This is a genomic window from Calidifontimicrobium sp. SYSU G02091, assembly GCF_022631395.1.
In the GTDB taxonomy this organism is placed as follows: domain Bacteria; phylum Pseudomonadota; class Gammaproteobacteria; order Burkholderiales; family Burkholderiaceae_C; genus Calidifontimicrobium; species Calidifontimicrobium sediminis.
The window spans coordinates 1-20,601 of sequence record NZ_JALBGB010000043.1 but is presented as its reverse complement, the minus strand read 5'-3'; the positions used below and the strand labels follow the sequence as shown (position 1 = coordinate 20,601).

Below are 20,601 nucleotides of genomic sequence, written 5' to 3'. Positions count from 1 at the left end.
TATTCGCCGCGCCAAGGTCGCACGATCGATCAGTAGACACGGTGCGAACCTGATGAGGCAGACCGGTAGCATGTCGAGGTGAGGCAACACGACCGGCCAAGGTAATTGTCGTCAGCCAGCCTGAGCCGTTGTTCGGAGCGCGCCGGGCCGCTGCGACGCCGTTCGCCAGACCCGAGTAGCCAGCGTGGTCATCTCCCCTTCAAGCTGGACTCCTGGCAAACGACTTCAGCGGTGTGAGGGGCCGGCCAGCAGGTAAGGCACAGTGGCCAGAACGGTGCGCGCAGCCCGTGCAGCACTTGCACCGCGGAAGACACTCACGCGGGACGATCGCCTCAGCCGGCAAAACTGAACGTCCGAAGAATCTCGGCGATCCGGGTGGCCGCCAGGCCATCGCCGAACGGGTTGAACGCCAGCGACGCGCACATGCGGCGGTAGGCCTCAGCATCGGCACTAAGGGCATCGAAAGCGGCGACTATCCGATTCTCATCTGCACCCACGAGCCGTCCGAGTCCAGCATCCAGGATCTCAGGTCGCTCGGTGGTCTCTCGCAGAACAAACACGGGCTTGCCCAACGACGCGGCTTCTTCTTGGATGCCGCCAGAGTCGGTCAGCACCAGCCAGCTGCGCGACAGGCAGTCGATGAGCGACGGATAGTCGACTGGCGGCAGTAGCAGAACCCTCGCGCGGACTTCGTCTGGAGCATGGCGCAGTTCGTTCTCGACCGTCTGCGCGACACGCGGATTGGCGTGTAGTGGCCAGATCGCACGGACGTCGGCATGGCCACGGACAATCTGCACCACAGCGCGGGCAATGGCCGCGATCCCGCCCCCCCAGTTCTCGCGCCGATGGGCCGTCACCAGGACAATGCGGCCCGATGAATCGGCGAAAAGATGTTCGAGCGGAGGGGGGTGCCGCCATGCGCCCGGCAGTCTTAGGCGCCTGCGAGTCGCCAGGGCGGCGTCGACCACCGTGTTGCCGGTTACCACGATACGGTCGCTATTAACGCCTTCGGCACGCAGGTTCAGTGCCGCGCGTTCGGTCGGTGCGAAATGCAGGTCGGCGAACCGGCCGATGACTTGGCGGCACATCTCCTCCGGGAAAGGGTCGTCTGTGCGGCCTGAGCGCAACCCGGCTTCGACATGTGCGATCGGCACTCTGGCGAAGAACGCCGCCTGCGCCGCGGCCATCGCGCTGAGTGTGTCCCCATGGACGAGCACGTAGCCCGGCTGCAGTCGAGCGATAGCTGTACCGAGCACATCCAGCAGCTCGGCGGCAAGGTGCGGCAAGCCGTCACGTTCGCGGCGCAACCTCAGACAGATGTCCGGTCGCATGTCAAAGAAGTCGAACAGGGGCCACGCCATCTCGCTATGCTGACCGGTGTGCACGACCATTACCCGCTGGCCGGCGGCACGCAGCGCGTCCCGCACCGGTGCCATCTTGATGATCTCCGGGCGCGTACCGACGCATATCAGCGCCGCTGCGGACTTGGCCTTGGTGGACGCCTCAACCGACGCAGTCGAGCACCAGATATCCGACAGCAAAGTCATTAGGCAGGCCTAGCTTCCGGTCTTCGAGACGTGAATTGCGTGGCGACAGTTTGCGCCGGGGTGTGACGATCTTCTCTCCGACAAAGTGTTCGACGCGCTCGAGATCCAGCCCCGGCACGTCGAACGTCGCGATGAAGCGGCCGCCGGTCCTTACCTGAACGAGGTGGTTCTTGATCACCTGCACATGGTCAGCCTCGACTTCCTCCAGCGTCGACACGTTGAGCACGACATCGAAGCGACGGTGCAGCGCCTCAGAGGGCGGTTGTGCAATGTCCCAGCTGGCGGTTGCGTGCAGTGTCGACGGGCGAATGTCGGAGTGAAAGGTCTCCGGGTAGCGCAGGTCAAGCCATGTCTTGAAAACGAGGTGGATGTCGACGTACCCCCAAGCGGCGTTGTGCACGCGCGGGTTGGCCAGACCAAGCGATTCGATCTCTGCCAGGACGAACGGATACTCGTAGATGCGCGACCAGCAGATTTCGTGGCTGAACCGCAGGTCGTATGGATCGTCGGCCGAGAAGAACGAGAACTTGCGCACGCGGAACTCGCGGTCTTCGTGGATCATGCGTTCACCCAAGAGGCCGAGAAGTGGTGCAAAGCAACGGTATCGCCGTTCTTGGGCGGTCCACAAAAGACATGGTCCGGAAAGATCTCAACGTCGAGAGCTTCGATGTACTGCCTCCGGTTGTCGCGGTTCATGCCGTAGTGGTAGAGGATATGTGAGATCCACTGGGTGTTCGGCACGGCGCAGATCTGCTCCGGTGGCGAGTTCGCATACACGGATAGCAGTAGCCGCGAAAAGCGATGATCGGGCGATGCGCCCATGATCGCCGTAATCGGACTGCGGTGACCGTTCCAGTTCTCGAATCCCGACACCCAGTTGAAGCGGCCGAAGGCATCCGGGGGCTGCAGGAACTCGTTGTCGGCGTCAAGCACCCACCCCCCGAAGCGCACCAGCAAAAGCATCTTCATCGCATCGCTGACGAACGCCCATTTCCTTACGGCACGGGCAAATTCGATGAATGCTTGCACTTGCGGCAGACCCGCGCTTAGCTGCTCGATGTCGTCGTCTCCCCAGAGCAAGAAGTCGTAACCTGACAGCACTTGGCGATTGCGGTCGAGGCACGCGGCCTCCTTCTCCGGCATCGGCGCCCCGCCAACCCAGATGACGTGGGCCAGTCTTGGAATCATATTCAGGCTTCCTTGCTTTGAATCATGTTCGGGCTTGCTGCCATCCCCGTCGTTGGGCCGGGGCTTCACTTTTGGGCGATGCTAAAGGGCGGGTGTCGATCGGAATCCCCGATGTCCCGCACGAATGGTCGGTAGATTTGCAGTTAACGGCCATGCTGTAGCCAGCGTGCGACGTCTCGCGACGCCCACCCAGCTCGGCGATGTGCAGCGTCTGCAGCGGATGCCACAGCACCTGCGGCGCCGGATCGGTCCACGGATGTGGCGCTGCCTCCAGCGCGATCAGCAGGCTGCGCACCACGGCAGCTCGTTCGTCGGCGACGTCGCCAGCGGGAACGAGCACCACGGCGCCATGCCGTTCGGCGCTGTAGCTTGCCAGCGCCCGGTACGTCATGGTCGCCATCAGGTCCGGCGCCCACCCGGCCGCGCGCCAGGCAGCGAGTTCAGCCGCCACCGTCTCCGGAGTGCGGCGCTGCGCGGGCCACCACACGATCCGGCAAGGCGTGCGATCGCGCATGCGTGGCACCACTTCCAGGCACTGGTCGTGCCGCAGCGCAGGCAGGATGAGCAGTTCAACGGGACTCGACCCGTCGTCAGCGTCGACGACGCGCACTTCCCGCTCGACGGCGCGCAGCGCGCTCGCCCAGGACGACGAGTCGCCGCCAATAGCCACCGTGCGGGCGCTGCAGCCTCGCAAAAGGCTCAGTGCAGGCGCCAGATCGATCGCGGTGCCCTGCGGTGCGTCCGGCACCTGCGAGCCGGTCCCGCCCTGCCTGCTCGCCAGCATCGCGAGCGCGACCTTGGCGACCGCGCTGTGCCGGCCCAAGTGCACATAGCGGATCGTGCCATAGCGTGCCGGTACCGGGTCTTCGACGACATCCGCTGCAGCGCTGCGACCCGCTCGTTCCCGCTGGGCATAGTTCAGCGCGATATCGGTCACCTCGGCGGGCTGCAGCGGCCTGCCTGCCAAGATGCGGTCGCTCAGTTGCTGCCACTGGTAGGCCTCTCCGGGCACGCGCTGCGCTTGATCGCGAACCTGGCAAGCATGCCAGCCGTTGACGACCTTGGCAGTCAGCTGCTCGACGTTGCGCACCGGCAAGTGGGCGAGGTAAGCCTCGTCGATGTGCACATGGCGCACCGCTTCGCCGCTTCGCAGTCGAACGGCGTGGTTGCCCTGGTCCACGACCAGCATCGCGTCGTCGCTGGCACGGCGCCGGATGACGGCCTTGTGGTACAGGGGCTCTTCGCGCCGACGCCTGGCGGTCAGCAGGCCCAGCGGGTCGCGCGCGATGTCCATCGCTGCGTAATCCCGCAGCGGCACGTACGTCCGCCAGGGCAGCAGCGCTGCGCCGCCCTCGGGCACGGCCCGCAGCAAAGCCTCAAGCCCTGCGCGGTCGCGCGCGACGACGAACTCGTCGGCGTCGAGCAGGTACACCAGCGCCGGGTTGAACACCGGCGCGAACATGCGGTAGGCGTGCGACACCTTCTCCGACTGGTAGTGTCCGACGATCGGGTCGTCGACGACGACGAGGGGCAGGCCCTCGTCGCGCAAGGCCTGGAGAATCTCGCGGGTGCCGTCGGTCGATCCGTTATCGATGACCACCATCAGGTCGACGAACGCGAGGTTGTGGCGCACCGACGCTTCGATCAGGTCGGCCTCGTTCTTGACGAGGCTGATCGCCATCGCCGGCAGGAAAGCGGTACCGCTGGAGGCGGCAGTTTCGGTCGTCATGGGCCGCTCACTTGCAAAGTGGAACGGCGGCGTCGGTGGCCGGGGTCTGCTGAGGTGACGACCAGTCTTCGTCGACACCGCCGAAGTCGGGGCGCATCGTGCGCGCGATCGTGCGCTCACGCGGCGACGTCGCCACTTTGCGCAGCACGACCCGCATGAACGCAGCCCGCGGCTGGTCGCAGCGCTGCAGCTTCAGGTCCAGCCAGTCGAACTCGGCCAGCTCGAATCGATGGTCGATCCACCCCAGATACCAGAACCAGTCGGTGTAATAGATCCACGAGTTCTCGTTCATCGCGCGCACGTGCGTCGGATCCTGCCACGCGGTGGGCGCCTTCTCGTAGGGCACCTCGATTTCAAAGCGTCCGCCCTCGGCTAGCAGATCCAGGACGTTGCCCATCAGCGCAGGCAGGTCCGGCACGTGCTCGAGGACGTTGTTGGCGTGGACCACGTCGACCTCCCCCGCGTGCAGCTGCACCGGCACGCCGAAGCGGGTGGTGGTCTCCAGCGGCCATGACTGCGGCCGGCTGAGGTCGAGCACGAGGTCCGGCTCGGTGCGTTCCAGCACGTCGACGTTGAGCCAGCCAGGCTTGTAGTCCTTGCCGGAACCGAGGTTGATGCGACGCGGGCGCCAGGGCGCCTCGGCGCGGGTTCGTCCCCAGGCCTGGTGGAATCCCGCCGCGAATGCCAGCAGGTCCGCGTAGGCCTCGACGGGGTCGTGCGTCCGAAAGGCCGCCAGCCGGGCCCGTGCGGTGTCGAAGAATCGCGGCGATGCGAACTCGCGTTGAAAGAACTCGCCGAGCGAGACATCGTCGACCCAGAAGACAGCCTCCTCGTACGGCTGCGGCGCACGGGTGGCCGCAGTTCGCTCGGAAATCACTGGGGTCCCGAGCGACAGGCAGTGAAACGCACGTGCCTGTTCGAAGCGGCTCGTGTCGTAGTAGTGACAGTTCAGGACCGCCTTCGCCTGACGCACGTAGGCGTCACGTTCGGCGCCGTACAGCGGGGCGTCGAACATCGTCACCAAGCCGCCTGCAGCCTCGACGCGCTCGATGAATGCGCGCCGTCTGGCATTCAGACTGCCGAAGAACAGCAAGTCGATCGGTCGCTCCTCGAGCGGTGGGGCGTCACCCGTGTCGAGGTACGGTGCATGCAGAAAGGGCACGAGCGGGACGTCCCCGGGATCGACGCCATAGTGGGCGACGTTCGCCGCGTCGTAGTCCACGACCGCCGCGCTGCGCAGCAGCTCAAGGTACGCCGCATCCAGCCTCGCCCCGCCGGCGCCCAGTTGCTCCAGGTTGACGATCAAGCAGGCGTGCCGGCGCAGCAACTCGCGCGGGAAGCCCAGGTGCGCACCGAACACCAAGTTCACCGCGTCCTCGCGCAGGCGGTTCTTGGCCAGCGTCACCTGTGCGCCCAGACGCCGGAACTGGTAGCGGAAGTAGCGCGCCTGGTCCAGCAGACCGAGCGAGTGCACATAGCCCGGAGGCTGCATGATGACGAGATGGATCGGGGGGAGGTTCATGCACACCTCGCGGTGAGCTTCAGCCATGGTGGTGGGTGCAGCGTATTGCGGCCCGCTGGCCCACAGCGGCCGGAAAACGCACACCCTCGCTCGCCAATTCCCGACGCTCGACGCCGCGCCGCCTGACTCAGGCGAGGAGGTGGGCGGGTGGCAACCCCGCGGCCGCGCGCTCGGCCATCTGCAGCAGCAAGCGCTCGAAATCGCCGGCGTAGCGGCGGCTGTCGAAGAGTGCCGATACGCTGCGGGCATCGACGAGGCGCTGCCGAAGCGCCTCGCGTCCCGTGGGGTCCGTCGCCAGCGCGACGGCGCGCTCGAGATAGGCCGGCGCGTCCATGCAGATGCACTCGTCCAGACCGACGGCGTGGTTCAGGCTGGCCGCCACGCGCGCTGCGAAGCTCTCGCCGACTCGCGTGACCACCGGCACGCCGGCCCACAGCGCGTCACTCGCCGTCGTGTGGGCGTTGCACGGAAACGTGTCGAGGAACAGGTCGGCGTTGCGCAGCCGCGCGATGTGCGCCTCGTAGGCGACCGGTGGCGCCCAGATGATGCGCTGCAGGTCGATCCCCAGCGCCTGCATCTTCGGCTCGACGTTCTTGCGCACCTGCTCGTTCCATTCGAGCAGCCACAGCACCGAGTTGGGCACCCGGCGCAGGATCTCGGCCCAGAGGACGAGCGTCTCCGGCGTGATCTTGTACGGCTGGTTGAACGCGCACAGCACCACAGCGTCCTCCGGCAGTCCGCACTGGGCACGCGGTAGCGGCTGCGGCAGCGGCCTGTGACTGTCGTTGGGCTGGTAACAGACCGGCATCTGCGCGATCTTTTCGGTGTAACAGGCCGCATGCTCGAGCGGGGTCACGACGGGATCGCCGACGATGTAATCGATCCACGGCGCCCCGGTCGATCCCGGGTAGCCGAGGAACGACACCTGCACAGGTGCCGGCCGGTACGCGAAGATGGCGGGGCGAGAGTCGCGCGTGTAGCCCTTCAGGTCGATCAGCACGTCGATGCCGTCGTCGCGCATGCGCTGCGCCGCCTGCCGGGGATCGAGCTCCCCGATCTCGACGACGTGCTCGACACTGCGCACGACGCGCTCGCGCAGTGCGGAGTCATCCTTGCGGCTGTGCGAGTACACCGTCACCTCGAACCGGTTGCGGTCGTGCGCCTCGAGGACGCCAGCGAGCAGGATCAGTGTGGCGTGCTGGCAGATGTCGCTCGAGACGTAGCCCACGCGCAGCCGACGCCACGGTAGTGGCGCCATCGTGGCCGGTGGCAGCGGCGTGACGTCGCGCGCGACGTAGTTCGCGAAGCTGCGCGCGCCGCGCAGGTGCAGCGCCGGATCATCCCAAAATGACAAATGAGCGAACGCGGTCACCGGCCGGTCGTCGTCGGCGGCGAGCTGCGCCAACCCCTGCCGCAGCGCGTCGAGATCGCCCTGCAGATCGCTCCAGCGGCAGACCTCGCGCTCGCGAAACGCGAGCAGCCCGCGCAGGTGCAGCTCGTCACGGCCTGCACCCAGCGCGATGGCGGTGCGGAAGCACTGCGCCGCTTCCTCTTTCTGGTCCAGCGCCATGAAGCAGTGGCCCAGGCGAATGTGGGTCGGCACGTGGTCCAGACGCACGGACAGGGCTTGCATGTAGGCGTGGATCGCCTCCAGCGGCCGACCCTGGTACTCAATGCACTTTGCATAGTGGAACCAATAGTCCACGCCCCGCGGCATCGCCGGGTCGGCACCCGCCATCAGCGTGGCCGCCTCGCCATGGCGGCCCGTCGAGACCAGGCAGTGCACGGCGAGGGCCATGGCAACCTCACTGGTCGGGTCCGCGCCGAGCGCGCGCTTCGCATTGATCAGCGCGTCATCCAGACGCCCCAAGTGCAGCTGCGTGCGCGCTACGTTGAGGTGAAACACCGCCTCGTTGGGCTGCAGCCGGGCTGCGCGCAGGAATTCACGCTCGGCCTGGGCCCAGCGACCGCGCTTCGAGCTCGCCTGGCCGCGCTGCCATGCGCGATGGGCTTCACGGGCGGTGGCCTGTGCCATCGGGTGCTCCTCAATCATCGACGTCGCCACTGTAGAGACGCCGGAGTCATGGCATCGCCGGATTTGCGCGCCGTGCAGCGACATTTCTGCCGCCCGGCCGGAGGCTTACCAGGGGATCGCGACGCAGCGGAGGTGCGAAATGGGGCTAAAGCCCGGCGCTTTGTGTTCGATAACGCTCCCAACGGTTCGGTGCACGAACCGTGGTCCGGTTAGACGGCAAGGCGGCCTCCGCGTTCGGAGCCCTTGCGCCGGCTAGCGTCGGGCGGTGGGCGTGACGGTGGTCACGTCAGGCTGGGGACGGGCAACCGCCCTCAATCGTCACCGGCGCATGCCGGAGTCATGGTCTAGAAAAGGAGCTCACGATGCCCGCAACGATCAACACAAATGTCATCTCGCTGAACGCGCAGCGCAGCCTCAACTCGTCGCAGTCCGCGCTGGCGACCTCGATGGCCCGGCTTTCCTCGGGCCTGCGCGTCAACACCGCCAAGGACGACGCCGCCGGCCTGGCGATCGCCGAGCGCATGAACGCGCAGATCCGCGGCATGAACGTCGCGATCCGCAACGCCAACGACGGCATCTCGTACGCGCAGACCGCCGAGGGTGCACTGTCGAAGATCGGCGATTCGCTGCAACGCATGCGCGAGCTGGCCGTCCAGGCCCGCAACGCGACGAACACCGAGAAGGACCAGGACTCGCTGCAGAACGAGTTCAAGGAACTGCAGGACGAGATCAAGCGCGTGCTCGGTGGCACGACGTTCAACGGCGAGGCGCTTTTCACCAAGACCGGCACCCTCGAATTCCAGGTCGGCGCTGGCACGACTTCGAATGACAAGGTCAGCATCGTGCTTGGCAGCACCTCGCTGAGCAGCGACAGCACCTTGAGTGCCGTGACGACCTCCACCGCCATCATCGGTGACCTGAACACGACGACAGCCGTCTCCGGCGCATCGATCGACGCGGTCATCAACAGCATCGACACCGCCTTGGACACCATCAACTCGAAGCGCTCGGTGTGGGGCGCCACGCAGAACCGCTTCGAGGCGGTGATCTCCAGCCTGCAGGTCAGCGTCGAGAATCAGTCCGCCGCCCGTGGCCGGATCATGGACGCCGACTTCGCCGCCGAGACGGCCAACCTGTCGCGTGCGCAGATCCTGCAGCAGGCGGGCAGCGCGATGGTCGCGCAGGCCAACCAGCTGCCGCAGCAGGTGCTCAGCCTGCTGCGCTGACCGAGCCTTCGTCCCCACAACGCCCGCGCCCCACGCGGGCGTTTTTGCTTGGTGCCCCGCATCGCGAAGAGCGCGCACCGGCGCGTCCATCTGGCTGCCCAAAGCCACGCTATTCGGGCCATCCGTCCGCTCCCGACTGCCGATACTCGTCGCATCGAGACATGCAGGTGGCGTCGTCGCCACCGGTCGCCGAATCCCTCGAGGCTCGACAAGGAGAGTGACGATGCCGCAAACGATCAACACGAACGTCGCCTCGCTGAACGCGCAGCGGGCGCTGAACTCGACGCAGTCGTCGCTGGCGACCTCGATGGCACGCCTGTCGTCGGGGCTGCGGGTGAACTCCGCCAAGGACGACGCTGCCGGCCTGGCGATCGCCGAGCGCATGAACGCGCAGATCCGCGGCATGAACGTCGCGATCCGCAACGCCAACGACGGCATCTCGTACGCGCAGGTCGCCGAGGGGGCCCTGTCGAAGATCGGCGACTCGCTGCAGCGCATGCGCGAGCTGGCGCTGCAGGCCCGCAACGCCACCAACACCGAGCGTGACCAGGACTCGCTGCAGAACGAGTTCAAGGAACTGCAGGACGAGATCAAGCGCGTCTTGAACGGCACGACGTTCAACGGCGAGGCCATCTTCACCAAGACGGGCAGCCTGGAGTTCCAGGTCGGTGCCGGCACGACCAGCAACGATCGCGTCAGCATCAACCTGGGTACCACGTCGATCAGTGCCGACGCGACACTGCTGGCGGTGACGACGAGCACGGCGGTGATCGGCAATCTGAGCTCGACGACGGCCGTCGCGGGCACCGCGATCGACGCCGTGATCGACGACATCGATGCCGCCCTAGACACCATCAATTCGAGCCGCTCCGTGTGGGGCGCCACACAAAACCGCTTCGAAGCGGTTATCAGCAGCCTGCAGGTCAACGTCGAGAACCAGTCGGCCGCGCGCAGCCGCATCATGGACGCCGACTTCGCCGCCGAGACGGCCAACCTGTCGCGCGCGCAGATCCTGCAGCAGGCCGGCACCGCGATGGTCGCGCAGGCCAACCAGCTGCCGCAGCAGGTGCTCAGTCTGTTGCAGCGCTGACGCTCAAGCCGCGGCCGCGTCGGCCGATACCACGAACACCCGGCGCGGGGCACGGCCCTGCCCGGGTGTTGTCACATCCAGCCCTCGGTAAGACCCCATGGCGACGATCTCTTCCCCCGGCATCGGCAGCGGCCTGGACGTGCAGTCCATCGTCGCGCAGCTGGTGGCGCTCGAGCGCCGGCCGATCCAGCAGCTCGAGAAGGCGGCCACCAAGATCCAGACGCAGATCTCGGCGTTCGGCAAGCTGCAAAGCGCGCTGTCGACGCTGCGCGACGCCGCGGCCCGGCTCACGCGCAGCGACACGTGGGGCGCCGTCAAGGCCGCCAGCAGCCGCCCCGAGGCGGTGGCGGCCAGCGCCGCCCCCGGGGCACAGACGGGCAGCTACAGCGTGCTCGTCCAGCAGCTGGCTGCCGGTCAGACGGTCGCGTCGTCGGCGTTCGCGGACCGCACCGCGCTCGTCGGCGCCGGCACGCTGCGCATCGAACTCGGCGACTGGGACGCCGCCCCGCCGGTGCCCAAGACCGGCGCCACCGCGGTCGACATCGCGGTGACCGCCGACGACACGCTCGAGACGCTGCGCGACAAGATCAACGCCGCCGACGCCGGCGTCGCCGCCAGCATCGTCAGCGACGTCAACGGGGCGCGGCTGGTGCTCCGCTCGCGCGAGACCGGCGCCGAGAACGGTTTCCGCATCCAGGTCAGCGGCGACGCCGACGGCAACGACGCCGACAACGCCGGCCTGTCGGCGCTGGCCTTCGACCCTTCCGGAGGCACCAGCTTCCTGACGCGCACCAAGCAGGCGGCCGACGCGCTCGTGCAGGTCGACGGCATCACCGTGCAGTCGAAGACGAACCAGCTCGGTGACGTGATCGGCGGCCTGTCGCTGACGCTCGCGCAGGCAGGCCCCGATCCGGTCGAGGTCACCGTCGCGCAGGACGACGAGAGCCTGCGCAAGTCGGTCAACGAGTTCGTTACCGCGTACAACGAGGCGATCAAGCTGCTGCGCGAGCAGACCAAGTACGACCCGGCGTCGAAGACGGCCGGGCCGCTGCAGGGCGACCGCACCGGCATCGCCCTGATGTCGCAGCTGCGCGCGCTGATGGCCGGCAGCTCGAGCGCCAGCAGCGTATTCACCCGGCTGGCCGAGATCGGTCTCGACGTGCAGACCGACGGCACGATCCAGGTGCGCGGCAGCAAGCTCGACAACGCGGTGGCCCACAGCGCCGAACTGCGCAAGCTGTTCGCCGCGACGGGCACCGACCCCGACGCGCAAGGCTTTGCCCAGCGCTTCAAGGGTTTCCTCGACCAGGTGCTCGGCGCCGACGGCGCGCTGCCCAGCCGCACCAGCGGCCTGCAGACGCGGCTGAAGAGCAACGAACTGCAAAAGGAACGCCTCGAACAGCGCATCGCGCTGACCGAGCAGCGCCTGCTGCGGCAGTACAACGCGCTCGACACGCGCCTGGGCCAGCTCGGCGGCCTGTCGCAGTACATGACGCAGCAGATCACGCAGTTCAACAAAACGTCCAAGTGACGGCCCGGCCCGCGGCCGCAGGGCGCAAAGGGGGTGCTTCGGCACCCCCTTCTCGTTTCGCTGCCGCGCTCAAGTCGCCGCGCCGCCCGCCCGATAACCCAGACATCGCGCTGTCCACCGTGTCGTCCCGATGCACCCCTTCGCCACTTTTGCGCCACCCGCCCCCGCCCGCCGCATGAACCCCTACCAGAAAGCGGCGGCCGAGATCGGCGTCGCCGCCGCCGACCCGCACCAGCTCATCGGCATGCTGTTCGACGGCTTCACCGCCGCCGTCGCCGAGGCGCGCGGCGCGCTGCGCCGCCGCGACGTGAGCACCAAGTGCGCCGCCATCGCCCGCGCAGTGCGCATCGTCGACGAGGGGCTGCGCGCCGGCCTGGACATCAAGGCCGGCGGCGCACTCGCCCGCGATCTGTCCAGCCTGTACGCCTACATCGTCAAGCGGCTGACCGAAGCCAACCTGCGCAACGACGAGGCCGCGCTGGAGGAATGCCTGCGCCTGATGCAGCCGATCCACGAGGCCTGGACGGCGATCGCGCCGCGTCCGGCAGCCGCCCACGCCGGCTGAGCGGTGTCCCACCCCTGCCACCGATGACGACACCCACGATGAACCCGTCGCTGCTCAGCTACTACGAGGCCATCGAGAAGGCCAGCGCCGACATGCTCGCCGCGGCCAAGGCCGGCGACTGGAACGAGGTCGTCAAGCTCGAGGGCGCGTGCGTGCTGCTGATCTCGCAGCTCAAGCAGGCGGCGCGCAGCCAGCAGCTCGACCCCGAGGAGCGCAAGGCCAAGGCGCGCCTGATGCAGCGCATCCTCGTCAACGACGCCGAGATCCGCCACCTCGCCGAGCCGTGGCTCGACGACCTCGACCAGCTGCTGGCGGGGCGGCCCAAGACGCTGCACTGAACCGCGGCCGGCAGGCCCTCCCGCGCGCACCGCAAGACCATGTTCCAGCACACCCAGCCTGCACCGCTCGGCGACGTCGGCGACGGCCTGGACGAGTTCCGCGTCGAGTCCCCGCGCGAGATCGTCGCGCTGCTGCGCCGGCTGCTCGACGCGAGCAGCGACGTGTTCCTCAGCGCGCCCAACGGCGCGCACGTGCGCACGACACTGTGGACCGTCGACGCCGGGCGCGGCATGCTCAGCTTCGCCGCCGAGGCGGGCGACCCGCAGGTGCAGCGCCTCGTCGGCGCGACCGAGGTCGTCGCAGTGGGCTACCTCGACAACGTCAAGGTCCAGTTCGACCTCGGCCCGCTGCTGCTCGTGCACGGCGCCGACGCCTGCGCGCTGCAGGCCGGGATGCCGCGGCAGCTGTTTCGCTTCCAGCGCCGGCAGAGCTTTCGCGTCAAGCTGCCGGCGCGCGCCGGCGCCGCCGCGGTCCTGCGCCACCCGGCGCTGCCCGAGATGTCGCTGACGCTGCGCATCCTCGACGTGTCGATCGGCGGCTGCGCGCTGTTCGTGCCGGCCAACGTGCCGCCGCTGCCGCCGGGCACACGCGTGCACGGCGCGCGCCTCGAGCTCGACGCGACGACGCGCTTCGCCGCGACGCTGATGCTGCACCACGTGACCTCGCTCGACGGCGACGCCGCCGGCACGCGCGTGGGCTGCTCGCTGCACGACCTCGACGGCGAGGCGCAGCGTGCGCTGCAGCGCTACATCGACCAGACGCAGAAGCGCCGGCGGCTGCTGTCGCTGGACTGAAGCCGAGGCCCGCGCCCATGGCCGCCCCGCGCGCGCGCGGCTTCACGCTCGTCGAGCTGCTGATCGCCACCGCCGTGGCGGGCCTCCTCGCCGCCGTCGCGTGGCCCGCGTACCGCGGCCACCTCGAGCACGCGCGCCGCGCCGACGCGGCCGCCGCGCTGCTCAAGCTCGAGCTCGCGCAGGCGCGCTTTCGCGCGCACCACGGACTGTACACGCGCGACCTGCGCGCACTCGGCCAGAGCGCGCAGGTTGGCGCCGACGGCCGCTGGCGGCTCGAAGTGGCCGACGTCCACGCCGAGGGCTACACCGCGCGTGCGGTCGCTGCAGCCACCAGCGGCGGCGACTGCGACGTGCTGACGCTCGAAGTCGACGGGCTGCACGCGCGCCGCGGCCCGGCGCCGCGCTGCTGGGGGCGCTGAGCGTGGCACGCCGACGGCCGCCGCGCGGCTTCACGCTCGTCGAGGCGATGCTCACGCTCGCCGTCGCGGCGATCCTGCTCGCGCTCGCACTGCCGAGCTGGGGCGACTTCACCGCACGCCACCGGCTCGTCGCCGCCGGCGAGACGCTGGCCGGCGACCTCGCGCTCGCGCGCCACGAGGCGGTGCAGCGCGCCACGCCGGTGTACGTCGTGCCGCAACCCGGCGCGGCGTGGTGCTACGCGATCAGCACCGACCCCGGCTGCGACTGCCGCAGCGCGGGCGCCGCGTGCGCGCTGCGCACCGTCGACGCCGGCGAGCACCGCGGCGTCGAGATGCTGACCGCGCAGCCGGTGCGCTTCGAGCCGGTCGACGGGCGCAGCGACGGCGGCATCGTGGCCACCTGGCGCGCCAGCGGCGCCTATGCGGTGGAGGTGCGCGTGCACCCGCTCGGCCGCGCGCGGCTGTGCAGCAGCGCCGCGCCGCTGCGCGGCGTGCCGGCGTGCTGATCGTGGGGACAGCGAACGTGCAGGTTCACACCTGCATGTTCATGATTTCGGAGTAGGCCTGCACGAGGCGGTTGCGCACCTGCAGCGTCGCCTGGAAGCCGATCTGTGCGCGCTGCATCGCGATCATCGTCTGCTCGAGGCTGACGTTGGGGTTGTCGAGCTGCACTTCGCGCTGCAGGCGCTGCGCCTCGAGCTGCTGCGCGCTGACCGACTTCAGCGCCTGCGCGAGCGCGTTCTGGAAGCTCGCCGGCGCGGCGGTGCGCGGCGCCAGCGGCGTGCCGTCGGGACGCAGGCCGGCGCGGGCGACGGCCTGGGCGAAATCGAAGGGCTTCAGGTCGACTTTCACGGCGCATCCAGCAGGCGCGGCGGGGTGGTCCGCGACGTCGCCACTGTAGGCCGCCGCGCCCTGGCGCGCGGGGGCGAAGTGCAGCCCGATTGCGGGCCTGTTCGCTCCATCGGCGACGACCCCCGTTGCGAACAATGGGCCCCGTCGCGAGCCGCCCCGCAGTCAGGGCGCGGCACCCGAAGCCCCGAGCGATGGACAACAACGCCCTCACCCCCGCCCCTGCCACCCCGCTGGCCGCGCCCGCCGGGCCGGTCGTCCACGACGGCGCGCTCGCGCGCCTGGCCGCGATGCCGCCGCGCTCGCGGCTGATGCTGGGCGTCGGCGCCGCCGCGCTGGTCGCGGTGCTCGTCGCGCTGGCGCTGTGGAGCCGCCAGGGCGACTGGCGCGTGCTGTACGCGAACCTGTCGGACAAGGACGGCGGCGCGATCATCGCGCAGCTGTCGCAGATGAACGTGCCGTACAAGCACGCCGACGGCGGCAGCGCGATCCTCGTGCCGGCCGACCGCGTCCACGACGCGCGGCTCAAGCTCGCGTCGGCCGGGCTGCCCAAGGGCAGCGTCGTCGGCTTTGAGCTGATGGACAACGCGCGCTTCGGGCAGACGCAGTTCCAGGAGCGGCTGACCTTCCAGCGCGGACTCGAGGGCGAGCTCACGCGCTCGATCTCGGCGCTGGCGGCGGTGCAGTCGGCGCGCGTGCACCTGGCGCTGCCGAACCAGAACGGCTTCTTCCGCGAGCAGCAAAAGCCCAGCGCCAGCGTGCTGCTGACGCTGCACCCGGGGCGCACGCTCGACCGCGCGCAGATCGCCGGCATCGTGCACCTGGTCGCGTCGTCGGTGCCCGAGATGAACCCGAAGGCCGTCAGCGTGCTCGACCACACCGGTGCGCTGCTGTCGGGCCCGTCGGACTCGCTGGCGCAGCAGGGGCTCGACGCGCAGCAGCTGCAGTACGTGCAGCAGATCGAGCAGAACTACGTCAAGCGCGTCGTCGAGCTGCTCGAGCCGCTGGTCGGACGCGACAACCTGCGCGCCACCGTGACCGCCGAGGTCGACTTCTCGCAGACCGAGTCGACGTCGGAGCTGTTCAACCCGAACCAGGGCAACGCGCCGCAGGCGGTGCGCAGCCAGCAGGTCTCGGAGTCCAGCGGCAGCACGCCGGCCGTGCCGTCGGGCGTGCCGGGTGCGGCGACCAACCAGCCGCCCGTGCCGCCCACCGCGCCGATCAACGGCGCCGCCGCCCCGCTGCAGGCCGCGCAGGGCGGCACCGGCACGACGAACACCCGCCGCGAGCAGGTCGTCAACTACGAGGTCGACAAGACGGTGCGCGTCACGCGCGCGGCCACCGGCACGATCAAGCGCCTGAACGCGGCCGTCGTCGTCAACCACCGCACGACGACCGACGCGAAGGGCAAGACGACGACCACGCCGCTGTCGCCCGAGGAGATCGACAAGCTCACCGCGCTCGTGCAGGAGAGCATCGGCTTCAACAAGGACCGCGGCGACTCGGTGCGCGTGATCAACGCGCCGTTCCGCACGCAGCCGGTGCCCGAGCCCGAGGTCACACCGATCTGGCAGGAGCCGTGGCTGCAGGACCTGCTGCGCAGCACCGCGGTGCCCGCTGCGCTCGCGCTGGTCGCGCTGATCGTCGTCTTCGGCCTCGTGCGCCCGGCGCTCAAGACGCTCGCGCCGCCGCCGGCGCCCGCGCGCGGCACGCAGCTCGACGCCGTCGTCGCCGACGAGCCTGGCGCCGCCGCGGCGATGCTGCCTGCGCTCGAGCCGCCGAAGAACGAGGACAAGCTCGAGCGCGCGCGCCAGCTCGCACGCGAGAACCCGGTGGCCGTGGCCGGCATCGTGCGCGGCTGGGTGAGCGGCGAGACGGCCTGAGGCAGCGGCACGGCGATGGCAGCGCTCGACGACAAGGGCATCGAAGATGCCGCGATCCTGCTGATGTCGCTCGGCGAGGAGCAGGCCGCCGAGGTGTTCAAGCACCTCGCGCCGAAGGAGGTGCAGCGCATCGGCGAAGCGATCGCGAAGATGAAGACCGTGCCGCGCGAGAAGGTCGACGCCGTGCTCGAGCGCTTCCACGAGGTCGCCGACTCGCAGAGCATGCTGGTAACCGACACCGACGAGTACGTCAAGACCGTGCTGCGCAAGGCGCTCGGCGAGGACAAGGCCAACCTGCTGATCGACCGCATCCTGCAGGGCAGCGACGTCACCGGCATCGAGAGCCTGAAGTGGATGGACGCCGCCTCGGTGGCCGAGCTGCTGCGCAACGAGCACCCGCAGATCGTCGCCGCGATCCTCGTGCACCTCGAACACGACCACGCGAGCGACATCCTGAAAGCGTTCGGCGAGCGCCAGCGCAACGAGGTGATGGTGCGCATCGCGACGCTTGACGGCATCCAGCCGTCGGCGCTGAAGGACCTCAACGAGGTGCTGTCGAAGGTGCTCGCCGGCGGCGACCGGCTGAAGAAGTCCTCGCTCGGCGGCGCGAAGGCCGCCGCCGAGATCATCAACCTGATGGGCAGCTCGATCGAGACCTCGGTGCTCGACTACATCCGCGAGGCCGACGCCGACCTCGCGCAGAAGATCATGGACAACATGTTCACCTTCGACGACCTGGAAAAGCTCGACGACAAGGGCATCCAGACGCTGCTCAAGGAGGTGCAGTCCGAGTCGCTCGTCGTCGCGCTCAAGGGCGCGAGCCCCGAGCTGCGCGAGAAGATCTTCCGCAACATGTCCACGCGCGCGGCCGAGACGCTGCGCGAAGACCTGGAAAGCCGCGGGCCGGTGCGCCTGTCGGAGGTCGAGGCCGAGCAGAAGGAAATGCTCAAGATCGTGCGGCGCCTCGCCGACGAGGGGCAGATCGTGCTCGGCGGCTCGGGCGACGACGAGTTCGTCTGACGCACGCCGCGGGGACCCCCGATGTCGAGCCACCCACCGAAGAACGGCGAGCGCAACGGCGCGGCCTACGCGCGCTTCATCCCGCGCGAGGAGCTGCGCGACTTCGCCGCGTGGACGCCCGACGCGTTCGGCGGCACGCCGGCGCACACGCCCGAGTCACGCCAGCCCGACAGCGCGCAAAGCGTCGCCGAGGCGCTGCAGGCGCAGCTGCACGCCGCCAGGCAGGCCGGCTACCAGGACGGCTACCGCGACGGGCTCGTCGCGCTCGACAGCTTCAAGCGCAGCTTCGCGCAGCAGACGACGGCGCAGGTCGGCGCGCTGCTGCAGCGCTTCGACGACGAGCTGCTCGCCCTCGAGCGGCAGCTCGCGCACGCCGTCGCGCGCGCCGCCGTCGAGCTCGCGCGGCAGGTCGTGCGCAGCGAGCTGGCCACGCGCCCCGAGCTCGTCGTCAAGGTCGCCGAGGATGCGCTCGGCGCGGTGCTGCTGTCGGCGCGCCACATCGTCGTGCACGTCCACCCCGACGATCACGACCTCGTCGCGCAGGGCGCCGCCGAGGTGCTGGCCGCCCGCGCGGCGCGGCTCGTGGCCACCTCCGACGTCGAGCGCGGCGGCTGCCGCATCGAGTCCGAGCTCGGCCGCGTCGACGCGCAGATCGGCACGCGCTGGGCGCAGGCCGCCGCGACGCTCGGGCAGGACGTGCCGTGGCGCGACGCCGCCGCGGCCGACGACGCGGAGGGCCGCCCGTGACGGCGGCCACGACCCCGCGCGCACAGCGCTGGTCGCGCTACCTCGACGACCTGCGCACCTGGGCCGCGATCCCGCAGGAGCTGCGCACCGAGGGCAAGCTGGTGCGCGTGACGGGCCTCGTGCTCGAGGCCGCCGGGCTGCGCGTGCCGGTGGGCGCGGTGTGCGACGTGCACGTGCCCGGCGCCGCGCCGGTGCTCGCCGAAGTCGTCGGCTTCCACGGCGACCGCGCGTTCCTGATGGCCACCGGCGATCTGCACGGGCTGGCCAGCGGCGTGCGCGTCGTGCCGCGCGAGGTGCCCACCGTGCCACCGGTGCTCGGCGAGCACGCGCACCCGTGGCGGCGCAGCGAAGACCGCGGCCTGCACCTGCCGATGGGCGACGGGCTGCTCGGCCGCGTCGTCGACTCGCTCGGCCAGCCGCTCGACCGCCTCGGGCCGGTGGCGAACACGCGCGACGAGCCGATGGTGCGCCGCCCGATCAACGCGATGGACCGCGACCCGATCCGCCAGCCGCTGGACACCGGCGTGCGCGCGATCAACGCGCTGCTGACGGTCGGCCGCGGCCAGCGCATCGGCCTGTTCGCCGGCACCGGCGTCGGCAAGTCGGTGCTGCTCGGGATGATGGCGCGCTACACCGCAGCCGACGTGATCGTCGTCGGCCTGATCGGCGAGCGCGGGCGCGAAGTCAAGGAATTCATCGAGGACATCCTCGAAGAGGAAGGCCGCGCGCGCAGCGTCGTCGTGGCCGCGCCGGCGGACGCGCCGCCGCTGCTGCGCATGCAGGGCGCGAGCTACGCCACCGCGATCGCCGAGCACTTCCGCGACCGCGGCAAGCACGTGCTGCTGCTGATGGACTCGCTGACGCGCTACGCGATGGCGCAGCGCGAGATTGCGCTGGCGATCGGCGAGCCGCCCGCCACCAAGGGCTACCCGCCGAGCGTGTTCGCGAAGCTGCCGCAGCTCGTCGAGCGCAGCGGCAACGGCCTGAACGGTGTCGGCTCGATCACCGCCTTCTACACCGTGCTCAGCGAGGGCGACGACCCGCAGGACCCGATCGCCGACGCCGCGCGCGGCATCCTCGACGGCCACATCGTGCTGTCGCGCGAACTGGCCGAGAGCGGCCACTACCCGGCGATCGACGTCGAGCGCTCGATCTCGCGCGTGATGACGTCGATCGCGCCGCGCGAGCAGCTCGACGCGGCGCGCCGCGCACGCCACCTGCTGGCCAAGCTGAGCAAGGCGCGCGACCTGATCCAGCTCGGCGCCTACGCCGCCGGCAGCGACCCCGAGCTCGACGCCGCGCTGCGCGCGCAGCCGGCGCTCACCGCGCTGCTGCAGCAGGACATGCACGAACGCGCATCGCTCGACGCGAGCCGCCGCCAGCTGCTGGCCGCGGTCGGCGCCGCCTGACGACCACCCCGACCCGACGACGAGACCCCCACACCATGCAAACCCTGCTGCTGCTGCTCGAACGCGAAGAGGCCGAACGCGACCAGGCGCTGCTGCGGCTGCAGCACGCCGAGGACGAGGCGCGGCGCGCGCAGTCGCAAGCCGAGATGCTGCTCGCCTACCGCGAGGAATACCGCCAGCGCTGGAGCGCCCACTTCGCCCGCGGCGGCAGCATGCCCGTCGTGCAGTGCTACCAGGGCTTCATGGCCCGGCTCGAGCAGGCCATCGCGCAGCAGCAGCGGCAGGTCGACGCGGCGCAGCAGCGCGCCGAGCAGTGCCGCGCCGCGCTGGCCGCGCAGCAGGTGCGCGTCGCATCGGTGCGCAAGCTCGTCGAGCGCCGCCAGCGCGACCAGCAGCAACGCGCGGCGCGCCGCGAACAGAAGACCACCGACGAGACCGCCGCGCGCGCCCACCGCCACGGCCAGGCGCTGGCCGCGACGGCGGTGCTGCCCTCTGGTGCCTGAAGGACCGATCGCGATGACCGCCACCGCTGCCCTGCCCGTCACCCCCGCACCGACCGCGCGCGGCCTCGACACCGCGCCGCCGCGGGCGCACGCGACCCCCGGTCGCGCGGCCGACTTCGCCGCGCTGCTCGACGACGCGCGCGCCGCCGCAGCGGCGCCGGACGACGCGGCCGTGACCGCCACGGCGCCGGCCGATGCGCAGGCC

At 69.8% G+C, this 20,601-nt stretch carries 20 protein-coding genes and 1 pseudogene; 14 read left to right on the top strand and 7 right to left on the bottom strand.

The genetic code is table 11. The annotated features are described in order from the left end of the window. Window positions 1-332: 332 nt before the first annotated feature. The 6 genes from wecB to MOJ79_RS17590 form a co-directional block, all read right to left on the bottom strand. A complete protein-coding gene (gene wecB, locus MOJ79_RS17615; RefSeq protein WP_241925327.1) occupies window positions 333-1,547 on the bottom strand; it encodes a non-hydrolyzing UDP-N-acetylglucosamine 2-epimerase in 1,215 nt (404 codons plus the stop codon). Next, complete coding sequence (locus MOJ79_RS17610) at window positions 1,504-2,109, bottom strand: hypothetical protein (protein WP_241925326.1); 606 nt, start codon at window positions 2,107-2,109, stop codon at window positions 1,504-1,506. Before MOJ79_RS17610 ends, wecB begins: the two co-directional genes overlap by 44 nt. After that, entirely contained in the window at window positions 2,106-2,735 is a 630-nt protein-coding gene (locus MOJ79_RS17605; protein ID WP_241925325.1) for a glycosyltransferase family 32 protein, read from the bottom strand. Before MOJ79_RS17605 ends, MOJ79_RS17610 begins: the two co-directional genes overlap by 4 nt. Before the next feature lie 22 nt (window positions 2,736-2,757). Beyond that, the gene (locus MOJ79_RS17600) at window positions 2,758-4,464 is read right to left on the bottom strand and encodes a glycosyltransferase family 2 protein (protein WP_241925324.1); all 1,707 of its coding nucleotides are present in this window, start codon (window positions 4,462-4,464) and stop codon (window positions 2,758-2,760) included. 7 nt (window positions 4,465-4,471) lie between these two features. Further along, a complete protein-coding gene (locus tag MOJ79_RS17595) occupies window positions 4,472-6,013 on the bottom strand; it encodes a methyltransferase domain-containing protein (RefSeq protein WP_241925323.1) in 1,542 nt (513 codons plus the stop codon). Between the two features lie 100 nt (window positions 6,014-6,113). Continuing rightward, window positions 6,114-8,021, bottom strand: a complete 1,908-nt coding sequence (locus MOJ79_RS17590; protein ID WP_241925322.1) for an O-linked N-acetylglucosamine transferase, SPINDLY family protein — start codon at window positions 8,019-8,021, stop codon at window positions 6,114-6,116. Window positions 8,022-8,383: 362 nt separating this feature from the next. Between MOJ79_RS17590 and MOJ79_RS17585 the strand changes: the two genes are divergently transcribed. The 8 genes from MOJ79_RS17585 (at window position 8,384) to MOJ79_RS17550 (ending at window position 14,491) form a co-directional block, all read left to right on the top strand. Then, window positions 8,384-9,247: a flagellin domain-containing protein gene (locus tag MOJ79_RS17585; RefSeq protein ID WP_241925321.1), complete on the top strand. Its 864-nt coding sequence runs from the start codon at window positions 8,384-8,386 to the stop codon at window positions 9,245-9,247. Window positions 9,248-9,470: 223 nt separating this feature from the next. Beyond that, window positions 9,471-10,337, top strand: coding sequence for a flagellin N-terminal helical domain-containing protein (locus MOJ79_RS17580; RefSeq protein ID WP_241925320.1), 867 nt, complete (start codon window positions 9,471-9,473; stop codon window positions 10,335-10,337). A gap of 97 nt (window positions 10,338-10,434) precedes the next feature. Then, the gene (gene fliD, locus MOJ79_RS17575; protein WP_241925319.1) at window positions 10,435-11,868 is read left to right on the top strand and encodes a flagellar filament capping protein FliD; all 1,434 of its coding nucleotides are present in this window, start codon (window positions 10,435-10,437) and stop codon (window positions 11,866-11,868) included. A gap of 175 nt (window positions 11,869-12,043) precedes the next feature. Then, a complete protein-coding gene (gene fliS / locus MOJ79_RS17570) occupies window positions 12,044-12,433 on the top strand; it encodes a flagellar export chaperone FliS (protein WP_119292815.1) in 390 nt (129 codons plus the stop codon). A 38-nt stretch (window positions 12,434-12,471) separates the two neighbouring features. Then, window positions 12,472-12,771 (top strand): flagellar protein FliT, encoded by a 300-nt coding sequence (locus MOJ79_RS17565; RefSeq protein WP_119292817.1) that lies wholly within the window; start codon window positions 12,472-12,474, stop codon window positions 12,769-12,771. Between the two features lie 39 nt (window positions 12,772-12,810). After that, the gene (locus MOJ79_RS17560; RefSeq protein ID WP_119292819.1) at window positions 12,811-13,566 is read left to right on the top strand and encodes a flagellar brake protein; all 756 of its coding nucleotides are present in this window, start codon (window positions 12,811-12,813) and stop codon (window positions 13,564-13,566) included. A 17-nt stretch (window positions 13,567-13,583) separates the two neighbouring features. After that, a complete protein-coding gene (locus MOJ79_RS17555) occupies window positions 13,584-13,985 on the top strand; it encodes a type IV pilin protein (RefSeq protein WP_241925318.1) in 402 nt (133 codons plus the stop codon). Between the two features lie 2 nt (window positions 13,986-13,987). Further along, on the top strand, window positions 13,988-14,491 hold the full coding sequence (locus MOJ79_RS17550) for a GspH/FimT family pseudopilin (protein WP_241925317.1): 504 nt from the start codon (window positions 13,988-13,990) through the stop codon (window positions 14,489-14,491). A 25-nt stretch (window positions 14,492-14,516) separates the two neighbouring features. Here the strand turns inward: MOJ79_RS17550 and fliE are convergent, their stop codons facing one another. Beyond that, window positions 14,517-14,783, bottom strand: a complete 267-nt coding sequence (gene fliE / locus MOJ79_RS17545; protein ID WP_259374560.1) for a flagellar hook-basal body complex protein FliE — start codon at window positions 14,781-14,783, stop codon at window positions 14,517-14,519. A gap of 245 nt (window positions 14,784-15,028) precedes the next feature. Here fliE and fliF point away from each other — a divergent pair, with 245 nt between their 5' ends. The 6 genes and pseudogenes from fliF to MOJ79_RS17515 form a co-directional block, all read left to right on the top strand. Further along, entirely contained in the window at window positions 15,029-16,717 is a 1,689-nt protein-coding gene (gene fliF, locus MOJ79_RS17540; RefSeq protein ID WP_241925316.1) for a flagellar basal-body MS-ring/collar protein FliF, read from the top strand. 15 nt (window positions 16,718-16,732) lie between these two features. Beyond that, window positions 16,733-17,737, top strand: a complete 1,005-nt coding sequence (fliG, locus tag MOJ79_RS17535) for a flagellar motor switch protein FliG (RefSeq protein ID WP_241925315.1) — start codon at window positions 16,733-16,735, stop codon at window positions 17,735-17,737. 21 nt (window positions 17,738-17,758) lie between these two features. Further along, complete coding sequence (locus MOJ79_RS17530) at window positions 17,759-18,484, top strand: FliH/SctL family protein (protein ID WP_241925314.1); 726 nt, start codon at window positions 17,759-17,761, stop codon at window positions 18,482-18,484. Further along, complete coding sequence (gene fliI / locus MOJ79_RS17525) at window positions 18,481-19,893, top strand: flagellar protein export ATPase FliI (RefSeq protein WP_241925313.1); 1,413 nt, start codon at window positions 18,481-18,483, stop codon at window positions 19,891-19,893. The genes MOJ79_RS17530 and fliI overlap by 4 nt, the downstream gene beginning before the upstream one ends. 35 nt (window positions 19,894-19,928) lie before the next feature. Further along, window positions 19,929-20,396, top strand: coding sequence for a flagellar export protein FliJ (fliJ, locus tag MOJ79_RS17520; protein WP_241925312.1), 468 nt, complete (start codon window positions 19,929-19,931; stop codon window positions 20,394-20,396). Between the two features lie 13 nt (window positions 20,397-20,409). Next, window positions 20,410-20,601 (top strand): annotated as a pseudogene (locus tag MOJ79_RS17515) (SPOR domain-containing protein); the annotation flags it as partial.

Excerpts from the sequence above, each read along its gene's own strand:
- MOJ79_RS17610 (WP_241925326.1), bottom strand. The coding sequence starts at position 2,109 with ATGATCCACGAAGACCGCGAGTTCCGCGTGCGCAAGTTCTCGTTCTTC.
- MOJ79_RS17595 (WP_241925323.1), bottom strand. The coding sequence starts at position 6,013 with ATGGCTGAAGCTCACCGCGAGGTGTGCATGAACCTCCCCCCGATCCAT.
- MOJ79_RS17585 (WP_241925321.1), top strand. The coding sequence starts at position 8,384 with ATGCCCGCAACGATCAACACAAATGTCATCTCGCTGAACGCGCAGCGC.
- wecB (WP_241925327.1), bottom strand. The coding sequence starts at position 1,547 with ATGACTTTGCTGTCGGATATCTGGTGCTCGACTGCGTCGGTTGAGGCG.
- fliD (WP_241925319.1), top strand. The coding sequence starts at position 10,435 with ATGGCGACGATCTCTTCCCCCGGCATCGGCAGCGGCCTGGACGTGCAG.
- MOJ79_RS17600 (WP_241925324.1), bottom strand. The coding sequence starts at position 4,464 with ATGACGACCGAAACTGCCGCCTCCAGCGGTACCGCTTTCCTGCCGGCG.
- MOJ79_RS17555 (WP_241925318.1), top strand. The coding sequence starts at position 13,584 with ATGGCCGCCCCGCGCGCGCGCGGCTTCACGCTCGTCGAGCTGCTGATC.
- fliJ (WP_241925312.1), top strand. The coding sequence starts at position 19,929 with ATGCAAACCCTGCTGCTGCTGCTCGAACGCGAAGAGGCCGAACGCGAC.
- MOJ79_RS17580 (WP_241925320.1), top strand. The coding sequence starts at position 9,471 with ATGCCGCAAACGATCAACACGAACGTCGCCTCGCTGAACGCGCAGCGG.
- MOJ79_RS17565 (WP_119292817.1), top strand. The coding sequence starts at position 12,472 with ATGAACCCGTCGCTGCTCAGCTACTACGAGGCCATCGAGAAGGCCAGC.
- MOJ79_RS17605 (WP_241925325.1), bottom strand. The coding sequence starts at position 2,735 with ATGATTCCAAGACTGGCCCACGTCATCTGGGTTGGCGGGGCGCCGATG.
- fliS (WP_119292815.1), top strand. The coding sequence starts at position 12,044 with ATGAACCCCTACCAGAAAGCGGCGGCCGAGATCGGCGTCGCCGCCGCC.
- MOJ79_RS17530 (WP_241925314.1), top strand. The coding sequence starts at position 17,759 with ATGTCGAGCCACCCACCGAAGAACGGCGAGCGCAACGGCGCGGCCTAC.
- MOJ79_RS17560 (WP_119292819.1), top strand. The coding sequence starts at position 12,811 with ATGTTCCAGCACACCCAGCCTGCACCGCTCGGCGACGTCGGCGACGGC.
- fliF (WP_241925316.1), top strand. The coding sequence starts at position 15,029 with ATGGACAACAACGCCCTCACCCCCGCCCCTGCCACCCCGCTGGCCGCG.
- MOJ79_RS17590 (WP_241925322.1), bottom strand. The coding sequence starts at position 8,021 with ATGGCACAGGCCACCGCCCGTGAAGCCCATCGCGCATGGCAGCGCGGC.
- fliG (WP_241925315.1), top strand. The coding sequence starts at position 16,733 with ATGGCAGCGCTCGACGACAAGGGCATCGAAGATGCCGCGATCCTGCTG.